A 17,911-nucleotide genomic window follows, 5' to 3' on the forward strand; every position below is an offset into this window, starting at 1 on the left:
TATGCGGCAAATATTATTGTGATATTTCACAGGCGTCCAGCGTGTCAAAAACATTTGCAACTCGGACGAGCGAGGTGTCGCGCTTTATTTGGCGCGGGTTCGACGATGAGCGCGCGTTTGTTACACTCTTCGTTGACATTACTTTTTGTAAGGAATTGGACGCATGCATGAAGGCATCGGCTTCATTCAGGATCTGGCGGTCGTGATGGCGCTCGCCGGCGTCGTCACGGTGCTGTTCCATCGCCTGAAGCAGCCGGTGGTGCTCGGCTATATCGCGGCGGGCGTGATCATCGGGCCGTACACGCCGCCGTTTCAGTTGATCCACGACGAACAGACCATCAAGACGCTCGGCGAACTCGGTGTGGTTTTCCTGATGTTTTCGCTTGGTCTCGAATTCAGTCTGCGCAAGCTGTTCAAGGTCGGCGCGACTGCGATCGTCGCGGCGCTTTCCGAAATCGTGCTGATGTTGTGGCTCGGCTATGAGATCGGCAGCGCGTTCGGCTGGAGCCCGATGGATTCGCTGTTCCTCGGCGCGATACTCGCGATTTCGTCGACGACGATCATCGTCAAGGCATTGTCCGAACTCGGCCTGAAGCGCGAGAGTTTTGCGCAGCTCGTGTTCGGCATTCTGATCGTCGAGGACATTCTCGCCATCGCGATGCTGGTGCTGCTGTCCGGCATCGCGCAGACGGGGGAGTTGAGCGCGGGCGTCGCCGTCGTCACGCTCGGCAAGCTGCTGCTGTTCATGACGGTGTCGCTGGTGGTCGGCATTCTCGTCGTGCCGCGGGCGCTCAACTACGTGGCGCGCGCCCGCAGCGACGAGATGCTGCTCGTCGCCGTGCTCGGCTTCTGCTTCGGCTTCTGTCTGCTCGTCGTCAAGCTCGATTACAGCATTGCGCTGGGCGCGTTTCTGATCGGCGCGATCATGGCCGAGTCGCGGCACCTGCATCGCATCGAGCATCTGATCGCGCCGCTGCGCGATGCGTTTTCCGCGATCTTCTTCGTGACCATCGGCTTGATGCTGAATCCGGCTGTGCTCGTCGACTACGCGTGGCCGATCGCGGTGATCACGATCGCGGTGATCGTCGGCAAGATCGTGTCGTGCGGACTCGGCACTTTTCTCGCGGGCAAGGACGGACGCACGGCGATGCGCGTCGGCATGACCGTTTCGCAGATCGGCGAGTTCTCGTTCATCATCGCGTCGCTTGGTTTGACGCTCAAGGTGACGAGCGCGTTTCTGTATCCGATCGCGGTCGCTGTCTCGGCGCTCACCACGTTATTCACGCCGTATCTGATTCGCGCCGCCGATCCGCTGACGCGCCGTTTGGCTCACGCTATGCCGCGCACGCTGGTCAACGTGTTCGGCATGTATAGCCAGTGGCTGGGCAGCCTGAGCACCGGAAGCGGCGAGCCGACGCTTTTCAGCATGACGCGGCGAATCATCCTGCAGATCGCGGTGAATCTCGCACTCGTCGCCGCGATCTTTCTGATGGTGTCCTACGGCGCGCCTTACATCAGCAGCTTGCTGACGCACTGGATCAGCGCCGAGCCGATGCAGCGCGTGGTGCTGTGGAGCGCCGCCTTGCTTGTGTCGATGCCGTTTCTCGTGGCGGTTTATCGCAAGACCAAGTCGCTCGCGTTGCTGCTTGCGGAAGTGAGCGTGCAGCCCGCGACGGCGGGGCGCTTCACGAGCGCGCTACGCTATGCGATCTCCGATCTGGTGCCGGTGGTTTGCATGGTCGGCGTGTTTCTGCTCGTGGCCGCGCTGTCGGGCGGGATTCTGCCGCCGACCGGTCTGCTCGCCGTCGTGCTGATCTGTGCGGCGCTGCTGCTCGCGCTTGTCTGGCGCTGGTGCGTGAAGATTCACGCGGCCATGCAAATCGCGCTGCGCGAAACTTTCGACGAACAGCCTGATCCTTAAGTTTGACGGTAGTGGGCCGCGCGACCGGACAATGTGAGCAATTGTGTGCGCGTTTGCCCGGTCCGGCACGCTGGCGGATAATCAGGGCATATTCATTCGTTCGCGTGGAAGGCGCCCCTCCGACAGTCATGAGCGAAAACAAACCTGAAAACGCCGGTCAAGCCGGTGGGACTTCGACGTCTTCGGTGACGGCGGGAACGCCTGGCACGTCCGCAACGCCTGGCACCACAACAACGCCTGGTCAAGCGCCCGCCGAACCGGCGGCTTCCTTGCCCCTCTCGCATGAAGATGCCATTCAGTCGCCGGTGAAAGACTCCGTGACTTCGACTGCGGTGTCATCCTCATCGACGGCGGCGCGCGCGGCGGCTCTTTCGTCCGGGGGCGGCGCATCGGTGTCATCGCCGGTTTCCGCGCCTCCAGGCTCGTCCGAAGCCACGGCGAGGTCGTCGACGGACGCTCCCGAAAGCGCGTCCACCGTGACGCCCGTCGACAGGCGCACGGCCCAGCAACGCGACGCCGCCGAAGCGCGCAGTGCCGCCGCGGCGTCGGTCGCGAAGCAGGAAGCGGCCGTCCATGAACGCGATGCGCGCACGACGCGCGGCCGCGACGCCGCGTCGTCCATTCCTCCCGCGCCGCCCACGCAGTCTTCACAGCCTCGCGGCGCGGCGCCGCTCACGAGCGAACCGATCGAAGGCGAACTGATCACCTCGACCGACGAAGTCCTCGACGCCGAGGCCACCACGGCGTCCACCGCGCGTCCCGCCGGCTCGCCGCCGCCGGGCTTCGGCGCGGCGCCCGACTTTAGCGCGACCAATCCGCCGCCGCCGAATGCATTGCCGCCTTCGCCGCCGCGCTATCTGAAGCAGACGGATTCGGCGTGGTCGGTGTTCGGCCGCATCATCGCGGCGCGCGCGCGGCAGCTATTCGACCGTGCCGGCCAGCGGATCACGCAGCGCACGCTGCGCATCGGCGTATCGGCGCGCATCTTTCACCCCGAGCCCGGCGCGAAAGGGCTGCGCGGCAAGACGCTGCAATACCTCGAGGAATCGATTGCACATTGGGTGATGTCGCGCGACGTGCTCGTATTCATGATTCCGACGGTCGGGCACCAGGGCATGCTGCATCCGAGCAATATCCGTTTGCGCGATTACGCGAAGCATCTCGACGGGCTGCTGCTGCAAGGCGGCGCGGACGTGTCGCCGCAGTCGTATGCGGAAGCGGCGACCCGCCCCGAATGGCCCGGCGACCGCGTGCGCGACATGTACGAGCTGGAACTGCTGCATGAATTCATCGAGTCGGGCAAGCCGGTGCTCGGCGTGTGCCGCGGCTGCCAGCTCATCAACGTGGCGTTCGGCGGCACGCTGTATCAGGACATTGCGACCGATGTGCCGACGGCGGGCGCGCACGTCAACGAAGATTACGATCAGCACCGCCATGCGATCCATTTCCCGGACGGGTCGACGCTCGCGAACATGTTCCCGGCGCGGCGCGATGTGATTGTCAATTCGATTCACCATCAGGCGGTCAAGACGCTCGGCCGCGATCTGAATATCGAGGCGGTGTCGGCGTCCGACGGCATCATCGAAGCCGTGCGCTATCGGCGCGCGCCTTTCGTGATGGGCGTGCAGTGGCATCCGGAGTTTCATCGCGCGGGCGGGCCGGAGCTGCTGGATTGCACGCCGCTGCTCGATACTTTCTTGCGGGTGGCGCGGGAAACGCGGTTTTAGGCGAGTGCGCCGTAGCCGCATCCAGCCTGCGCGTCCGCGCTCGTCGCCGCTTACGCGGCACGCCCCGCGCGCCGACGGACATCCTGGGCGGTTGGGCCGCGCGGCTATGCGACGTGACCCGATCGGATCGCGGCTCGGCCACTAGAAAATCTGATTCGTTTCGAGGCGCTACTGTCCAGGTGGCGCCTCGGTTTTTTATGCCGTTGACGGTTATTTACACATCTTGTTTTTGACCGCCCCGAGTCGGGCGATTAGCGCTTTTCTCACATCCGGCTCTCTTCAGATTTCGCGATAAGCGTCTTTGTCGCCTAATTCGGACACCATAGTTTTATCTCGATTTAAAGTCCAATTTTGCGACGCTTCAATGCTTCGCTTAAGCACAAATCCGCGCGATAATTCAAGGCTGTTTTTTGGATCCGCATGGAGCATGCAGATATGAAGCACCCCTTATTGGTACGGCGCGCCCTGCTGCTCGCGGCGTCGTGTCTGCTGTTGCAGCATGGCGGGTCTGTGCTTGCCGCGCAGGGCGAAGAGGCCGCGCCGATCGTCGGCACGCGGCCGGCCCTCAATACGCTGACGCCGCAGCCTGTCGCCGACGCGCTGCGCGATGCGGCGTCGGGTTCGTCGGCTTCATCCGCGTCGTCGGCTTCGGCTTCGGCGTCGTCGTCGGCCGAAGTGCAAGGCAATGTCGCCGAGTTGATGCAGATGATTCAGGACACGAAGCTGAGCGAACTGCGCACCACTTACAACGGCAGCTATGGCGCGAGCCTGTTTTTCTATCCACGCGAGTTGACGTACTACGTCGCGTTGTTTCAGAACAAGCATTTCTGGCGGGTGATCAAGTCGGCGGATGCGGGCCGGGCCGAGGCGATTTACGCGGGCTTCGCGCAGCAAACCGCGCAGCTTGCCGAGGTCGAGATTCGCCGCACGCAGTTGCAGGCGCAGAAGCTGTACATTGAAGACGTTATTGCGTTGTCCGAAGACCGGGCGAAGCGCCTGCAAGCCGATCTGGAAGTCGCGCGCACGCAGCAGGCGAAGGTCAACGACTACCAGCGCCAGACGCAGGACGAAGCAGCCGCGTTGCGTGAAGAGAAGGAACGCGCACAGGCGCAACTGCGGCAGGTGCAGGGGCAGGTCATGCTACTGCAACGGCAGATGGAAATGGGTCTGCCAGGCCAGAAGTAAAGGCGCGGTTGGAGTGCGAAAAAACCCGGCTTGGATAGCCGGGTTTTTTTATGGCGCGCGTTGCAGGGCTATCGAGTGAATTGGTCGGGGACCTCGGTCACGCGGCGCTGCGAGAGTCGGTTTATCCATTGCGGGTTGGTGTTCGGCGATGGATTCGCGGATGAGGGTGGTTGGGGTTGTTGCGCTTGTTGCGCCGGTTTCGCTTGTTGCGCAGGCTGCGCCAATTTCGGCTCCTGCGCTTGCTGGATCGGTTTCGCCTGCTGCGCTTGCTGGATGCGTTGTGCGTCCTGGGCGTCTCGCGGGCGCTGCGCGTCTTGGGCCTGTTGGGCGTCCTGCACCGGTTTCGCCTGTTGCGCTTGTTGCACTGGTTTGGCCTGCTGCGTTTGTTGCGCCAGTTTCCCCCGTTGCGCTTGTTCTATGGGTTGCGCGTCTTGAGCGTCTCGGCGGCGTTCGGCGTCTCGGGCCTGTTGGACTTCTTCCGCTACTTGCGACCATTGCGCCGACTGCGCCATTTGCGCCGCTTGCGCGCGACCGCTGCTACCGACGCCCGCGCTCATGTCCATCGACGCGTAATCGTGCGTGCCCAACTGCGCCGGCCGAAGCGGTGAGTATGCACCCGCAACGGACGGCTTGACGATCGTTCGCGGCGCGGTCGCTTGCGCTGCGATGCTCGACGCGTCGACGGCTGCATACCGCCGATGGCTCACCGCGGCGCCATCTGCAAGATGCCGTCGCATGTCCACATGACGACCGTCTTTCCTTGCAGCAAGCTGCTCGCGTGCGCGTGTGATCGACCTGCCTGCCGGCATGCGCGGCTCGATCGGCTTTGCTGTTTCCGGGCGTCCCGCGGTCGCGCCGACGACAATGCCTCGGTCCGCTTCCGGCGCTGACGCGGCACGCGCAAGCTGCGTCGCGGAAGCTGCACTCGCGGGCTTCGCGCGCACGGCTTCGTGGATCTTGTTGGAACTGTCGGCGCCGCGGCGCAACGGAGTTTGCGCAGCCATCGTGTTGGGGACGGCAACGGCTCCTTCCGCGGATTTCATGTCGTGACCGTTGCGCGGATGCGAAGCGCCGTCATGGGTGGCCATCCACGTAAGCAGTGCCGCGCCGCTCACAGCGCAGACGCCGCCCGCGAGCGCCCACCGCGGCGGGAATAGCGCGCGAGGCGCGCGCCGTGCGGCTTCTGAAGGATGTGTTGTCTCGGTTGCGCAAGCATCCGGCGAAACGGCAGCTTGTGCGAAAGGCAATGCGTCGGCGAGCAACGGCGCATCCGTCCAAGCCGAACCCACCGGCGGCATCAAATCCACCGAGCGCGCAGAAGCCACCGAAGCCACCGAAGCCGCAGAAGCCGCAGAAGCCGCAGAAGCCGCAGAACCCGCAGAACCCGCAGAACCCGCAGAACCCGCAGAACCCGCAGAACCCGCAGACGCCACCCCCCACGGAACCTCCAACGCCTCGGCCTCCACCCCTTCGCCAATCCGCGACGCCCCCTCGCCACCCACCGACCCTGCAGCCATCGCAACTACCGCATCCTCACGCCGACCCTCCGGCGCCACCCATCGACAAAACGAGCGAATCGGCTGCTGGCTCAAATCAAACGTTTCGAGGACCGCGCGGTATAGCCCGTGTAGCCCCCTGTCCAGCGAATAGCATGGCGCGAGCAAGGTCCAGCCGCGGCCAAATGGCGCCGGCACATCATTGAACGGGCGCGAGCGCGGCAACGCCATCGCGCCTTCGACTACGGTTAACGGTGTGGTGGACATCGCTCTCTTGCAGCGCCTCGGGGAGGGACGCCGCCTGGGCATCCGTGGGTCGGTGACGAGGGGCTCGCAGCACTACGTAAAAACGCTACGCAAAAACGCTACGCAAAAACATCACGCGAAAGCGCCTCGCGCGTGCATGCGAGGGCCAGAGCGCAGAGGCGCAGCAACCCACCAACACGCGCTCGCACGCATGCGAAGGACGCATCGGCGCCGTGCGTGGAAAGCCATCGTCGGGAAGAGAAGATGATGCGCTGGAATGAAACGCCGTAACGCTCGGAAGCTTCGCAAAGTACCTGCGGATACTTCCTGGATCTGCGCTAACGGACACGACAAACGTCGGTCAAACGCGGATCAAACGCCAGCCCCGTCCAATCGATAAACATAACGCAGCGCAGTGATGTCCACGCCGCCCATGCGGTCCGGTTCCGCGCCGGCGAACTGCCAGCCTTGCCGCTCATAAAAGCCGATCGCGGGCATATTGCCTTCGAGCACATACAGATGCAGCTGCGTCTCACCTTGCGTACGAGCCCAGTCTTTGGCGGCGCGCATCAACAGCTTCCCGACGCCGATTCCCTGGTAGCCCGGCAGTGCGTGAAGGTTATCGAGCAGCACGCCCCACGCGGACTCCGGCTGACGCTCGACACACACGAAGCCGATCGGCTTATCGTCCAGCACCGCGATCAGCACGATGCGGCGCTCGCCGCCCGGCGCGCGCATGCGCGCCTGCCACCAGTCGGCGCGTTCCTGCGCGACCTCGCCGTCGAGAAAAGCGTCGGGCAGCAGGCCACGGTAAGTGGCGCGCCAACTCGTGGTGTGAATCGACGCGATGAGCGCGGTGTCGGCGACGGTGGCGGTGCGCAGCGACAAGGCAGGGGCGGTCTGCATGAGAGGCATGGGAAGCGTGGGAAGGATGGGAAGGATGGGAACGGCATCGACGGGAATGGCTGAATCGCAATTTTAGCGGCCGCCCGCCGCCGGGCCGGCTGTAATGAAAATGTAGGGAATACGCAACAGTGCCATCGACGGTAACATGTGGCGGCGCGGCTCCCGGCGGTTCACAACGTTTACCCTGATACCGCTCCAGCGCCTTCGCTTGCAAAATGCTGCGCCCCTCGGCGCGGCGCTATCCGCAGCGGCCGTTTGCCTGTGGCATCCGCCAGTTCGACAAGGCGGCCCGTTTCAACTGCCAGATCGCCGTCGTTCGCGCGGCGTGGGCTTATCAGAGAACGTCAATGTCAACAGCGTCCCACGCTATTTCTTCGTCGGAAGAATCCAAGGTCAAGACAGTGTTCCGCGTGGTCAGCGGCAACTTTCTTGAGATGTACGACTTCATGGTCTATGGCTACTACGCGTCCGCGATCGCCAAGACCTACTTTCCGAGCGGCAGCGAATTTGCGTCGCTGATGCTCTCGCTGTCCGTGTTCGGCGCGGGCTTCCTGATGCGGCCGCTCGGCGCGATCGTCCTCGGCGCGTACATCGATCATCATGGCCGGCGCAAGGGGCTCATCCTCACGCTCGGCCTGATGGCGCTCGGCACGCTCACGGTGGCGTCGATTCCAGGCTACGCGACGATCGGCGTGCTCGCACCGGTGCTCGTGCTGTTCGGCCGGCTGCTGCAAGGCTTTTCCGCGGGCGTCGAACTCGGCGGCGTGTCGGTGTATCTGTCGGAAATTGCCACCAAGGGAAACAAGGGCTTCTATTGCGCGTGGCAGTCGGGCAGCCAGCAGGTCGCCGTGGTGTTCGCCGCGCTGATCGGCGTGATGCTCAACAAGACGCTGCCCGCCGACCAGATGAGCGCATGGGGCTGGCGCGTGCCGTTTTTGATCGGCTGCCTGATCGTGCCGTTCCTGTTCATGATCCGCCGTTCGCTGAAGGAAACCGCGGAGTTCTCCGCGCGCAAGCATCGTCCGGGCATGGGCGAGATCATGAAGAGCATGGCCGCGAACTGGGTCACGGTGCTGGGCGGCATGGGCATGGTCATCATGACGACGGTGTCGTTCTACATGATCACCGCTTACACGCCGACGTTCGGCAAGGAAGTGCTGAAGCTGTCGGCGATCGACACGCTCGTCGTCACCGTGTGTATCGGCCTGTCGAATCTGATCTGGCTGCCGCTCGCGGGCGCGCTGTCGGATCGCATCGGCCGTCGTCCGGTGCTGCTGGCTTTTACCGCGCTGACCATTGTGAGCGCTTATCCGGCGCTGCAATGGCTCGTCGCCGAGCCGTCGTTCGCGCGTCTGCTCACGGTCGAGCTGTGGCTGTCGTTCCTGTACGGCAGCTACAACGGCGCAATGGTCGTCGCGCTGACCGAAGTGATGCCGGTCGAAGTGCGCACTGCGGGCTTTTCGCTGGCCTACAGTCTCGCGACGACGATCGGCGGCTTCACGCCGGCCATTTCGACGTTACTGATTCATTCCACCGAAAACAAGGCGGCGCCGGGTATCTTCCTCGGCGTGGCGGCGATCTGCGGACTGATCGCGACGCTCGTGTTGTACCGCACGCCTGAATCGCGCAATCAATACAAGGGCGCGTGAGGCGTGGCGCGCGCTGACGCCTGCTGCGGCATCGGCGCATAAAAGAAAACCCCGCGCTCGCCAGAACGCGGGGTCGCATTGAGATGGTCATTAAAACCCTGCACGCGAGCTTCGCTGCAGGGTTTTTGTTTGTTTGCCTGACTCGCGGTTTTCGCGCGGATTCAACGCTTGTTCAGCGCTTTGTTCAACGCGCGACGCTAGCCGCGGCGCAGTTCTTCCGCGACGGCTTCCACCACTTCGCGCCACGCACCCGGCCTTGGCTGGCGCACCAGCTTCGCACTGGCGTACCACGGGCTGCGCGTGTCGTCGTGACACCAGCGCCAGTCGGGCGCGAACGGCAGCATCAGCCACAGCGGCTTGCGCAGCGCACCGGCGAGATGCGCAATCGACGTATCGATCGACACCACCGCATCGAGCCGTTCGATGATCGCCGCCGTATCCGCGAAGTCGCCGATCCGCTCGTCGAACCGATGAATCGACCCGGCGCGCGGATGCCCGTCGAGCGCCGCGCGTTCTTCGGCGCTGAGGTGAGGCTGCAGCACAATCCAGTCGATGCCTTCGAGCGCGAAAAGCGGCTCGAGCGCGGCGAGCGGCATCGAACGCGTTTCGTTTTGCTGGATGCGCCCGGACCACGCGAGCCCGATCTTACGCTTCGCCTGGCCGCCGATCGAACCGCGCCATTTGCGCCGATACGCGGGCGGCGCGCTCAAATAAGGCGTGCGCTCGGGAATCGTGGCGAACGTCGTGCCGAGCGCGAGCGGCAAGCTGAGCAACGGGCATTGGATGTCGGCGGCGGGACGCGGCGCGCCTCGCGCGATGAGCGTCACGCGCCAGGCTTCCGCGACCGGCGCGAGCAGCGGCAGCAACGGTGGCTGCACTTCTAGCACGACGCGCGCCGCACGCTGCGCGGCGAGCGGGACGAAGCGCACGAACTGCAGCGTATCGCCGAAACCCTGTTCCGCGTGGATCAGCAGCGTGCGCTGCGCGGCCGGCTCGCCGTGCCAGCGCGGCACGGTCTCGATGGCCGGTTCGGCGACGGTTTGCAGACGCCATTCGTATTCCGGCAGGCCGCGCGCGAAATCGCCCAACGCGAGCCACGCGAGCGCGCGGTTCATATGCGCGGACGCGAGATCGGGCTGCAAGCGCAACGCCTGATCGAATGCGCGAAGCGCGGTGGCGTGCGCGCCCAGCGCCTGGTGCGCGGTGCCGAGGCTCAGCCAGGCGAGCGCGAATTGCGGATCGAGCCCGACCGAGCGTTCGAGATACGGTATCGCCTCCGTGTGGCGCCCGAGCGCGGCCAGCGCATTGCCCATGCCGTAGATGGCGGGCGGCAGGTTCGGCTGCAACGCGAGCGCCGCTTCGAACGACGCGACGGCTTGCGCGTGGCGGCCGGTGGCGTCGAACGTATTGGCGAGGTTGAAATGCGCGGCGACGAAGCGCGGCTCGGCGGCCAACGCGGCCTTGAAGCAGGGAATCGCTTCGTCCGCGCGGCCGAGCGCATTGAGCGACATGCCCATGTTGTTCAGCGCGCCCGCGTGTCCGGGGCGCAGCTCGAGCGTGCGCCGGAACGACGCGATGGCTTCCTCGTGACGTCCGAGCGCGTGCAGCGCGTTGCCGAGATTGTTGTGCGACGACGCGTCGTCCGGTTGCAGGTGCAACGAACGGCGGAACGCGTCCGCGGCGTCCTCGTGACGGCCCGTTGCCGCATACGCGTTGCCGAGGTTGTAGTGCGCCATCGGGAACGACGGCGCGAGCGTCAGCGCGTTGCGGAACTGGTCGATGGCCTCGTCGATCTGGCCGAGCGCCTTCAGCGCGTTGCCGAGGTTCAGCTGCAGCGCGGCGTCTTGCGGGCGCAGGTTGACCGCGCGCCGCACCAGCTCGGCGGCTTCGGCGTGCTGGCCCTGCTGATGGCGCAGCACGCCCAGCAGATGCAACGCGTCGACGTGCGCGGGATTGCCGTCGAGCGTCGCGCGGTAGCCGCGTTCGGCGTCGTCGAGGCGGCCGTCACGATGCGCCGCGAAAGCGCGGTCAAATACAGGTTGCATGACGGGGGATGGTAGTCGGGTGAGGCAGAGGCCGCATTTTCCCACACTCGCGGAGGCTCGCTCCGGTTTGACCCGTTGCGCGGCTTTCGCTTAACCTGTGAATACCTGTTCATATGTACGCTGCCATGATTCCTGCTACGGTCTCTGCGCCATCGCCTGCGGGCTTCGAGCCGCACGCGGCAAAAAGCGTCGCGCCGCTCGCCGATCTGTTTCGCCTGCTCGGCGATCCGACGCGGCTGCGCATCGTGCTCGCCTGCGTCGACGGCCGGCGCGCGGTCGGTGCGATTGCCGACGAGCTCGGTTTGTCGCCGTCGCTCGTGAGTCATCATTTGCGGCTGTTGCGCGCGGCGCGGATCGTGCGGGCGCAGCGGCAGGGCAAACAGGTTTTCTATTTCGCCGCCGATCGCCACATCAGCGCGATGCTGGCCGGCATGCTTGAACACGTCGCCGAGCCTGCCAGTGACGACGCATTGGATCTGCCATGAAGACAATCGAAGAAAGAGAAGATGGGCAACAGGACACGCACAGTCACAGTCACGGTCACGGCGAACACCACCACCACGACGACCACGGCCACAACCACGGCCACAACCACGGCACACACCACTCGCACTCACACAGCCACGACCACGCCCACGGCCATCATCACCACCACGCGCCCGTAGCCGGCCACGGCTTCGCGTTCGCGCTGGCCGTCGCGCTGAACGTCGCGATCGTCGTGATCCAGGCCGTGTACGGCGTGCTCGCGCATTCGACCGCGCTGCTCGCCGACGCCGGCCACAATCTCTCCGACGTGCTCGGCCTGCTGCTGGCCTGGGGCGCCGCCTGGCTCGCGACACGCCGTCCTTCCGCGCGCTACACGTTCGGCTACGGCAGTTCGTCGATTCTCGCGTCGCTGGCGAATGCGGCGTTGTTGCTGTTCGCATGCGGCGTGATCGTCGCGGAGGCCATCGACCGGCTGATGAACCCCGCGCCCGTCGCGGGCCTCGCGGTGTTCGTCGTCGCGGCGGTGGGCATGGTCGTCAACGGACTGTCCGCGTGTCTCTTCATGCGCGGGCAGAAGGAAGACCTCAACATCCGCGGCGCCTTTCTGCACATGGCCGCCGACGCCGGCGTGTCCGCGGCGGTCGCGATCAGCGGCCTCGTGATTCTCTACACCAACTGGACGTGGCTCGACCCGCTGATGAGCCTGCTCGTGGTCGCGGTTGTCGTCTACGGTACGTGGGGTCTGTTGCGCGACTCGGTGCGCCTCGCGCTCAATGCGGTGCCCTCGGGCGTCGATGTCGAGCGCATCCGCGACTATCTCGCGGATCAGCCCGGTGTCGAGGACGTGCACGATCTGCACATCTGGGCGCTGTCCACGACCGGCAACGCGCTCAGCGCGCATCTCGTGATGCCGGCAGGCCATCCCGGCGACGAGGGGCTCGACGGCATCGTGCTCGCGTTGCGCGAACGTTTTTCGATGCAGCACGCGACGCTGCAAGTGGACCTCGGCACGACCGATCATCGTTGCGCGATGGAGCATCCGCACACTGCGCGCTGAAGCACGCGACGAAAGCGCGCATTCATGCATAACGCGTCGCCAACGTACATCGCGGAACACGCAAGCGCGGACGGCCGCCGCGAGCCCGACCGCTATGCGCGATACGCCTCGCATCCGATGCAGCCCGCCGTCCGGCGCGCGGGCGCGGGTTGTACACTAGAGCGCACTGTGGTCTGCGGAGTTTCGCATGAACGCTGCTGCTAATAATGCGTCGCCGGTGCTGATCGTCGGTGCGGGGCCGACCGGGCTCGCCGCCGCCATGAGTCTCGCGCGCGCTCACATTCCCGTGCGTCTCATCGACCGCGCGATGCAGCCGAACCCGTATTCGCGGGCCATCGGCATTCAGGCGCGCACGCTTGAACTGCTGGAGCAGCATCGGCTGGCCGAACGGTTTCTCGAACTCGGCCATCGCGCGCGCGTCGCCAATCTGTTTTCGAACGGCATGCGCCTCGCGCAGCTCGACTTCGATCCGCTGCACACGCGCTATCCGTATCTGCTGTTTCTCGATCAGTCGGTGACCGAGCGTTTGCTCACCGAGCATCTCGCGACGCTCGGCGTGACGATCGAGCGCGGCGTCGAACTCACGATGTTCTCGCAAGGCTCGGTCGGCGTTCAGGCGACGCTGCGGCGCGCCGACGGTCACACGGAAACGCTGCGTCCGTCCTACATGATCGCCGCCGATGGCGCGCACAGCGCGATCCGCCACGGGCTCGGCCTGAACTTCGTGGGCAAGACGTCGGAGCAGACCTTTCTGCTCGCCGATGTTCATGCCGAAACCGATTGGCCCGACGACGAATTTCACATCTTCGCTTCAGGCGAAGGTCTCGTTGCACTGTTTCCGATGGGACACGGCCGGCATCGTCTGATCGCGGATCATGCGGTGGAGCCGACGCCGGTCGCTGCCGCGCCGCTCTCGCCGGTGGTGCTCGGCGAGCCGCCGCTCGCACGTGTGCGAGCGCCGTCGCTCGACGAATGCAAGGCGCTCGTGGCAAGGCGCGTGCATGAACGCGTCGACGTATCCGAGCTTGCGTGGTCCTCGTACTTCCATGTGAACAGCCGGATGGTGGAGCGCCTGCGCGTCGGGCGCGTGTTCCTTGCCGGCGACGCCGCGCATGTGCACAGCCCGGCCGGCGCGCAAGGCATGAACACGGGCATCCAGGAAGCGTTCAATCTCGGCTGGAAGCTCGCGCGCGTATTTAAGGGTGCCGCGCCCGATCGCCTGCTCGACACCTACCATATCGAGCGGCATCCGATCGAGCGCGACGTGCTGCGGCAAACCGGCTTCATCACGCAGATGGCCGAGGCGGATCACGGTCCGCTCAAGCTGCTGCGCGAGCGGGTGATGCCGGTTCTTGCCGCGCTCGGTCCGCTGCGCGACGCGGCGCGGCTCACGATCAGCGAGTTGTCGATCCAGTACCGGCGCAGTCCGCTGACGCTCGAGCGCGTGCTCGACGGTGGGCCGCGCGCGGGCGAACGCGCGCCGGATGCGGTCGTGCATGTGGTCGACGGTCCGCTTGGGCGCGCGCCCGGCATCGGCTGCATTTACGATCTGCACGACCCGGCATTTTTCTCGCTGTTTCTGCTGGTGCCTCCGTTGCCCGCCGATGACAAACCGCTCGATCCCGACGCAAAGCACGCGCCGCCGGCCGACGCCGAACTCGAGCGGCTGACGGCCGACATGGAGAAGCTATTGGAAGGGGCGGTGCGCATCTGGCGCGTGACGGATACGAGCGGCGACGGCGGGCCGTCGCTGGCCGAATCGTATGGACGCACGCGGCCGTCGTTTTATCTGCTGCGGCCCGACGGCTACATCAGCGCGCGCGGACGCACAGGCTCCGATCTGAACGGCCTGCTGCGGCACTGTGAAGCGTGGTTCACCGTCGATGGTCAGATACCGGAGCAGACGGCCGTGTGAGACGGCCGTCATGCACCCGTCACGCACTCATCACGCGATGGAAGGCTCAGCGGGCGTCAGACGCTCGCGGTTCTTCACGAGCGCTTCCTTCACGATTGCCGACATCTCGATGCCGCCCGCCTGCGGCGCATCGAGCGCTGCGAGCAGCGCGCGCCGCATGCGCGGCTCCCAGAAGCGGCGGATATGGTCGGCGACACCGGTGATGGCTTCTTCGCGATCCGGCATCGAATCGAAAAAATCGCCGATGCGGTTCGCCATGTCGATCAGATTCTGAGTGTCCATCGTCGCCTCACTTACCCGACGTCGCGTTGGCCAGCTCGCGCTGCTTGAGCAACTCGAGTTGCTCCGCGTTGAAGCGCGAATACTCTTTCTGCCACTCGGACGGCTGTTCGACCGGCATCACCTGCACGGCGGTCACCTTGTATTCCGGACAGTTGGTCGCCCAGTCCGAACTCTCGGTGGTGATCACGTTCGCGCCCGATTCGGGGAAGTGGAACGTCGTATAAACGACGCCCGGCTGCATCCGCTCGGTCACTTTCGCGCGCAGCACGGTTTGTCCCGCGCGCGATTCGATGCCGACCCAGTCGCCCGTCTTGATGCCGCGTTCTTCCGCGTCGTGCGGATGCAGTTCGAGCCGGTCCTCGTCGTGCCAGCGCGAGTTCTCGGTGCGCCGCGTTTGCGCGCCCACGTTGTACTGCGACAGGATGCGCCCCGTCGTCAGCAGCAGCGGGAACTTGCGCGTGACTTTTTCCGGCGACGCGATGAACTTCGTAATCACGAACTTGCCCTTGCCGCGCACGAACGTGTCGACGTGCATGGTCGGCGTGCCGTCCGGCGCCTCTTCGTTGCACGGCCACTGGATGCTGCCCAGCTCGTCGATCTTCTTGTAAGACACGCCGTGGAAGGTCGGCGTGAGACGCGCGATCTCGTCCATGATTTCGGACGGATGCGTGTAGTCCATTTCGTAGCCGAGCGCGCGCGAGAGCAGCAGCGTGACTTCCCAGTCGGCGTAACCCGGCACCGGCGGCATGACCTTGCGCACGCGCGAGATGCGGCGCTCCGCGTTCGTGAAGGTGCCGTCCTTTTCGAGGAAGGTCGAGCCGGGTAGCAGCACATGCGCGTACTTCGCGGTCTCGTTCAGGAAAATATCCTGCACGACGATGCATTCCATCGCCGACAACGCCGCCGCCACATGATGCGTGTTCGGGTCCGACTGCACGATGTCCTCGCCCTGGCAGTACAGGCCCATGAAGCTGCCGTCGAGCGCGGCTTCGAACATGTTCGGAATGCGCAGACCCGGCTCGGTTTGCAGCGTGACATTCCACGCGTCTTCGAACTGCGAGCGCACGATCGTGTCGCTGATGTGGCGATAGCCCGGCAACTCATGCGGGAACGAGCCCATGTCGCACGAACCCTGCACGTTGTTCTGGCCGCGCAGCGGATTCACACCGACGCCTTCGCGGCCGATGTTGCCCGTCGCCATCGCAAGGTTCGCGATGCCCATCACCATCGTCGAGCCTTGCGCGTGTTCGGTGACGCCCAAGCCGTAGTAGATCGCCGCGTTGCCGCCCGTCGCGTAGATGCGCGCGGCTTCACGCACGTCTTTGGCCGGCACGCCGGTCACGGCTTCCGTTGCTTCGGGCGCATTCTCCGGCAGCGCGACGAAATCACGCCATTGCTCGAACGCGCGGCCTTCGCAGCGTTCGGCGATGAACGCTTCGTTCAGCAGCCCTTCGGTGACGATCACATGAGCGAGCGCGTTGACCACCGCGACGTTGGTGCCGGGGCGCAATTGCAGATGATGCGATGCCTTCACGTGCGGCGTATCGACGATGTCGATGCGGCGCGGATCGACCACGATCAGCTTCGCGCCTTCGCGCACGCGGCGCTTCAGACGCGAGGCGAACACCGGATGGCCGTCGGTCGGATTCGCGCCGATCACCATGATGACGTCGGCTTTATCGACCGAGGCGAAGGTCTGCGTGCCCGCCGATTCGCCGAGCGTCGTCTTCAGACCGTAGCCGGTCGGCGAGTGGCAAACGCGTGCGCAGGTGTCGACGTTGTTGTTGCCGAACGCGGCGCGCACGAGCTTCTGCACCAGATAGGTTTCTTCGTTCGTGCAACGCGACGACGTAATGCCGCCGATCGAATCGCGCCCGTGCTTCGCCTGAATGCGGCGGAATTCCGAGGCCGCGTAATTGATCGCTTCTTCCCAGCTCACTTCGCGCCACGGGTCGGTGATCTTCGCGCGGATCATCGGCTTCGTGATGCGATCCTTGTGTGTTGCGTAGCCCCATGCGAAGCGGCCCTTCACGCACGCGTGTCCTTCGTTCGCCTGGCCGTTCTTGAACGGCACCATGCGCACGACCTGGTTGCCCTTCATCTCCGCCTTGAACGAGCAGCCGACGCCGCAATACGCGCAGGTGGTGACGGCCGAATGCTCGGCCTGGCCCAGCATGATCACGGTCTTTTCCTGCAACGTCGCGGTCGGGCAAGCGGCCACGCACGCGCCGCACGACACGCACTCCGAATCCATGAACGGCTGGTTTTCGCTCGCGGCCACGCGCGATTCGAAACCGCGCCCGGCGATGGTCAGCGCGAACGTGCCTTGCGTTTCCTCGCACGCGCGCACGCAGCGATTGCAGACGATGCACTTCGCCGGATCGTAGGTGAAGTACGGATTCGATTCATCCTTCTTGTCGTTCAGGTGATTCGCGCCGTCGAAACCGTAGCGCACTTCGCGCAGGCCGGTCACGCCCGCCATGTCCTGCAGTTCGCAGTCGCCGTTCGCGGGGCAGGTCAGGCAATCGAGCGGGTGATCGGAGATGTACAGCTCCATCACATTGCGGCGCAGCGATTGCAGACGGTCGGTTTGCGTGCGCACTTTCATGCCGGCTTCGACCGGCGTCGTGCACGAGGCCGGATAACCGCGCTTGCCTTCGATCTCGACGAGACACAAACGGCACGAGCCGAACGGTTCCAGCGAATCGGTTGCGCAAAGCTTCGGCACGTTCACGCCTGCTTCGACGGCGGCGCGCATCACCGATGTGCCGGCCGGCACCGTGACCGCCTGGCCGTCGATTTCAAGCGTCACGTCGACGTCCGCATGACGCGCGGGCGTGCCGAAATCGGTTTCGTCGAAGTACGAGCGCGGGGCTTGCGTTTGAGCCTGCGCTTGCGATTTGCACGCGCAGTTGCCGGATCCGCAGCCGCCCGCCGAGGGGACTTGCTTCGGGGCGCCGGCAGTAGAGTTGAGCATGTCTGACATAGTTGGGCTC

The 17,911-nt window shown here is 64.9% G+C and carries 12 protein-coding genes; 8 read left to right on the forward strand and 4 right to left on the reverse strand.

The window, feature by feature from the left end:
• The first annotated feature begins 163 nt into the window (after positions 1 to 163).
• The 4 genes from C8K18_RS00360 (at position 164) to C8K18_RS33005 (ending at position 5,441) form a co-directional block, all read left to right on the forward strand.
• A complete protein-coding gene (locus tag C8K18_RS00360) occupies positions 164 to 1,921 on the forward strand; it encodes a cation:proton antiporter (RefSeq protein ID WP_107710726.1) in 1,758 nt (585 codons plus the stop codon).
• Positions 1,922 to 2,049: 128 nt separating this feature from the next.
• Positions 2,050 to 3,648, forward strand: a complete 1,599-nt coding sequence (locus C8K18_RS00365) for a gamma-glutamyl-gamma-aminobutyrate hydrolase family protein (protein ID WP_107710727.1) — start codon at positions 2,050 to 2,052, stop codon at positions 3,646 to 3,648.
• Between the two features lie 435 nt (positions 3,649 to 4,083).
• Positions 4,084 to 4,833: a DUF2968 domain-containing protein gene (locus C8K18_RS00370; protein WP_107710728.1), complete on the forward strand. Its 750-nt coding sequence runs from the start codon at positions 4,084 to 4,086 to the stop codon at positions 4,831 to 4,833.
• Between the two features lie 176 nt (positions 4,834 to 5,009).
• Positions 5,010 to 5,441 (forward strand): hypothetical protein, encoded by a 432-nt coding sequence (locus C8K18_RS33005; RefSeq protein ID WP_132384526.1) that lies wholly within the window; start codon positions 5,010 to 5,012, stop codon positions 5,439 to 5,441.
• A gap of 1,506 nt (positions 5,442 to 6,947) precedes the next feature.
• On the opposite strand, the gene C8K18_RS00385 is transcribed toward C8K18_RS33005, so the two are convergent.
• Positions 6,948 to 7,481, reverse strand: a complete 534-nt coding sequence (locus tag C8K18_RS00385; RefSeq protein WP_029967924.1) for a GNAT family N-acetyltransferase — start codon at positions 7,479 to 7,481, stop codon at positions 6,948 to 6,950.
• Between the two features lie 347 nt (positions 7,482 to 7,828).
• Here C8K18_RS00385 and C8K18_RS00390 point away from each other — a divergent pair, with 347 nt between their 5' ends.
• Complete coding sequence (locus C8K18_RS00390) at positions 7,829 to 9,130, forward strand: MFS transporter (RefSeq protein WP_107706782.1); 1,302 nt, start codon at positions 7,829 to 7,831, stop codon at positions 9,128 to 9,130.
• Between the two features lie 197 nt (positions 9,131 to 9,327).
• Here C8K18_RS00390 and C8K18_RS00395 read toward each other — a convergent pair whose 3' ends face one another.
• Positions 9,328 to 11,175 (reverse strand): tetratricopeptide repeat protein, encoded by a 1,848-nt coding sequence (locus C8K18_RS00395; protein WP_107706400.1) that lies wholly within the window; start codon positions 11,173 to 11,175, stop codon positions 9,328 to 9,330.
• 125 nt (positions 11,176 to 11,300) lie between these two features.
• Here C8K18_RS00395 and C8K18_RS00400 point away from each other — a divergent pair, with 125 nt between their 5' ends.
• From C8K18_RS00400 to C8K18_RS00410, 3 genes are all read left to right on the forward strand, one after another.
• Positions 11,301 to 11,660 (forward strand): helix-turn-helix transcriptional regulator, encoded by a 360-nt coding sequence (locus C8K18_RS00400; RefSeq protein WP_181324776.1) that lies wholly within the window; start codon positions 11,301 to 11,303, stop codon positions 11,658 to 11,660.
• Positions 11,657 to 12,718, forward strand: coding sequence for a cation diffusion facilitator family transporter (locus tag C8K18_RS00405; RefSeq protein ID WP_107706401.1), 1,062 nt, complete (start codon positions 11,657 to 11,659; stop codon positions 12,716 to 12,718). Before C8K18_RS00400 ends, C8K18_RS00405 begins: the two co-directional genes overlap by 4 nt.
• Before the next feature lie 187 nt (positions 12,719 to 12,905).
• Complete coding sequence (locus C8K18_RS00410; RefSeq protein ID WP_053858599.1) at positions 12,906 to 14,633, forward strand: FAD-dependent monooxygenase; 1,728 nt, start codon at positions 12,906 to 12,908, stop codon at positions 14,631 to 14,633.
• Between the two features lie 30 nt (positions 14,634 to 14,663).
• On the opposite strand, the gene C8K18_RS00415 is transcribed toward C8K18_RS00410, so the two are convergent.
• Together C8K18_RS00415 and fdhF are read right to left on the reverse strand one after the other, a co-directional pair.
• On the reverse strand, positions 14,664 to 14,915 hold the full coding sequence (locus C8K18_RS00415; protein ID WP_006050235.1) for a formate dehydrogenase subunit delta: 252 nt from the start codon (positions 14,913 to 14,915) through the stop codon (positions 14,664 to 14,666).
• A gap of 7 nt (positions 14,916 to 14,922) precedes the next feature.
• Entirely contained in the window at positions 14,923 to 17,901 is a 2,979-nt protein-coding gene (gene fdhF, locus C8K18_RS00420) for a formate dehydrogenase subunit alpha (RefSeq protein ID WP_107706402.1), read from the reverse strand.
• Positions 17,902 to 17,911: the final 10 nt, after the last annotated feature.

This window comes from Paraburkholderia sp. GV068 (genome assembly GCF_003058125.1).
GTDB classification, from domain to species: Bacteria; Pseudomonadota; Gammaproteobacteria; order Burkholderiales; family Burkholderiaceae; genus Paraburkholderia; species Paraburkholderia graminis.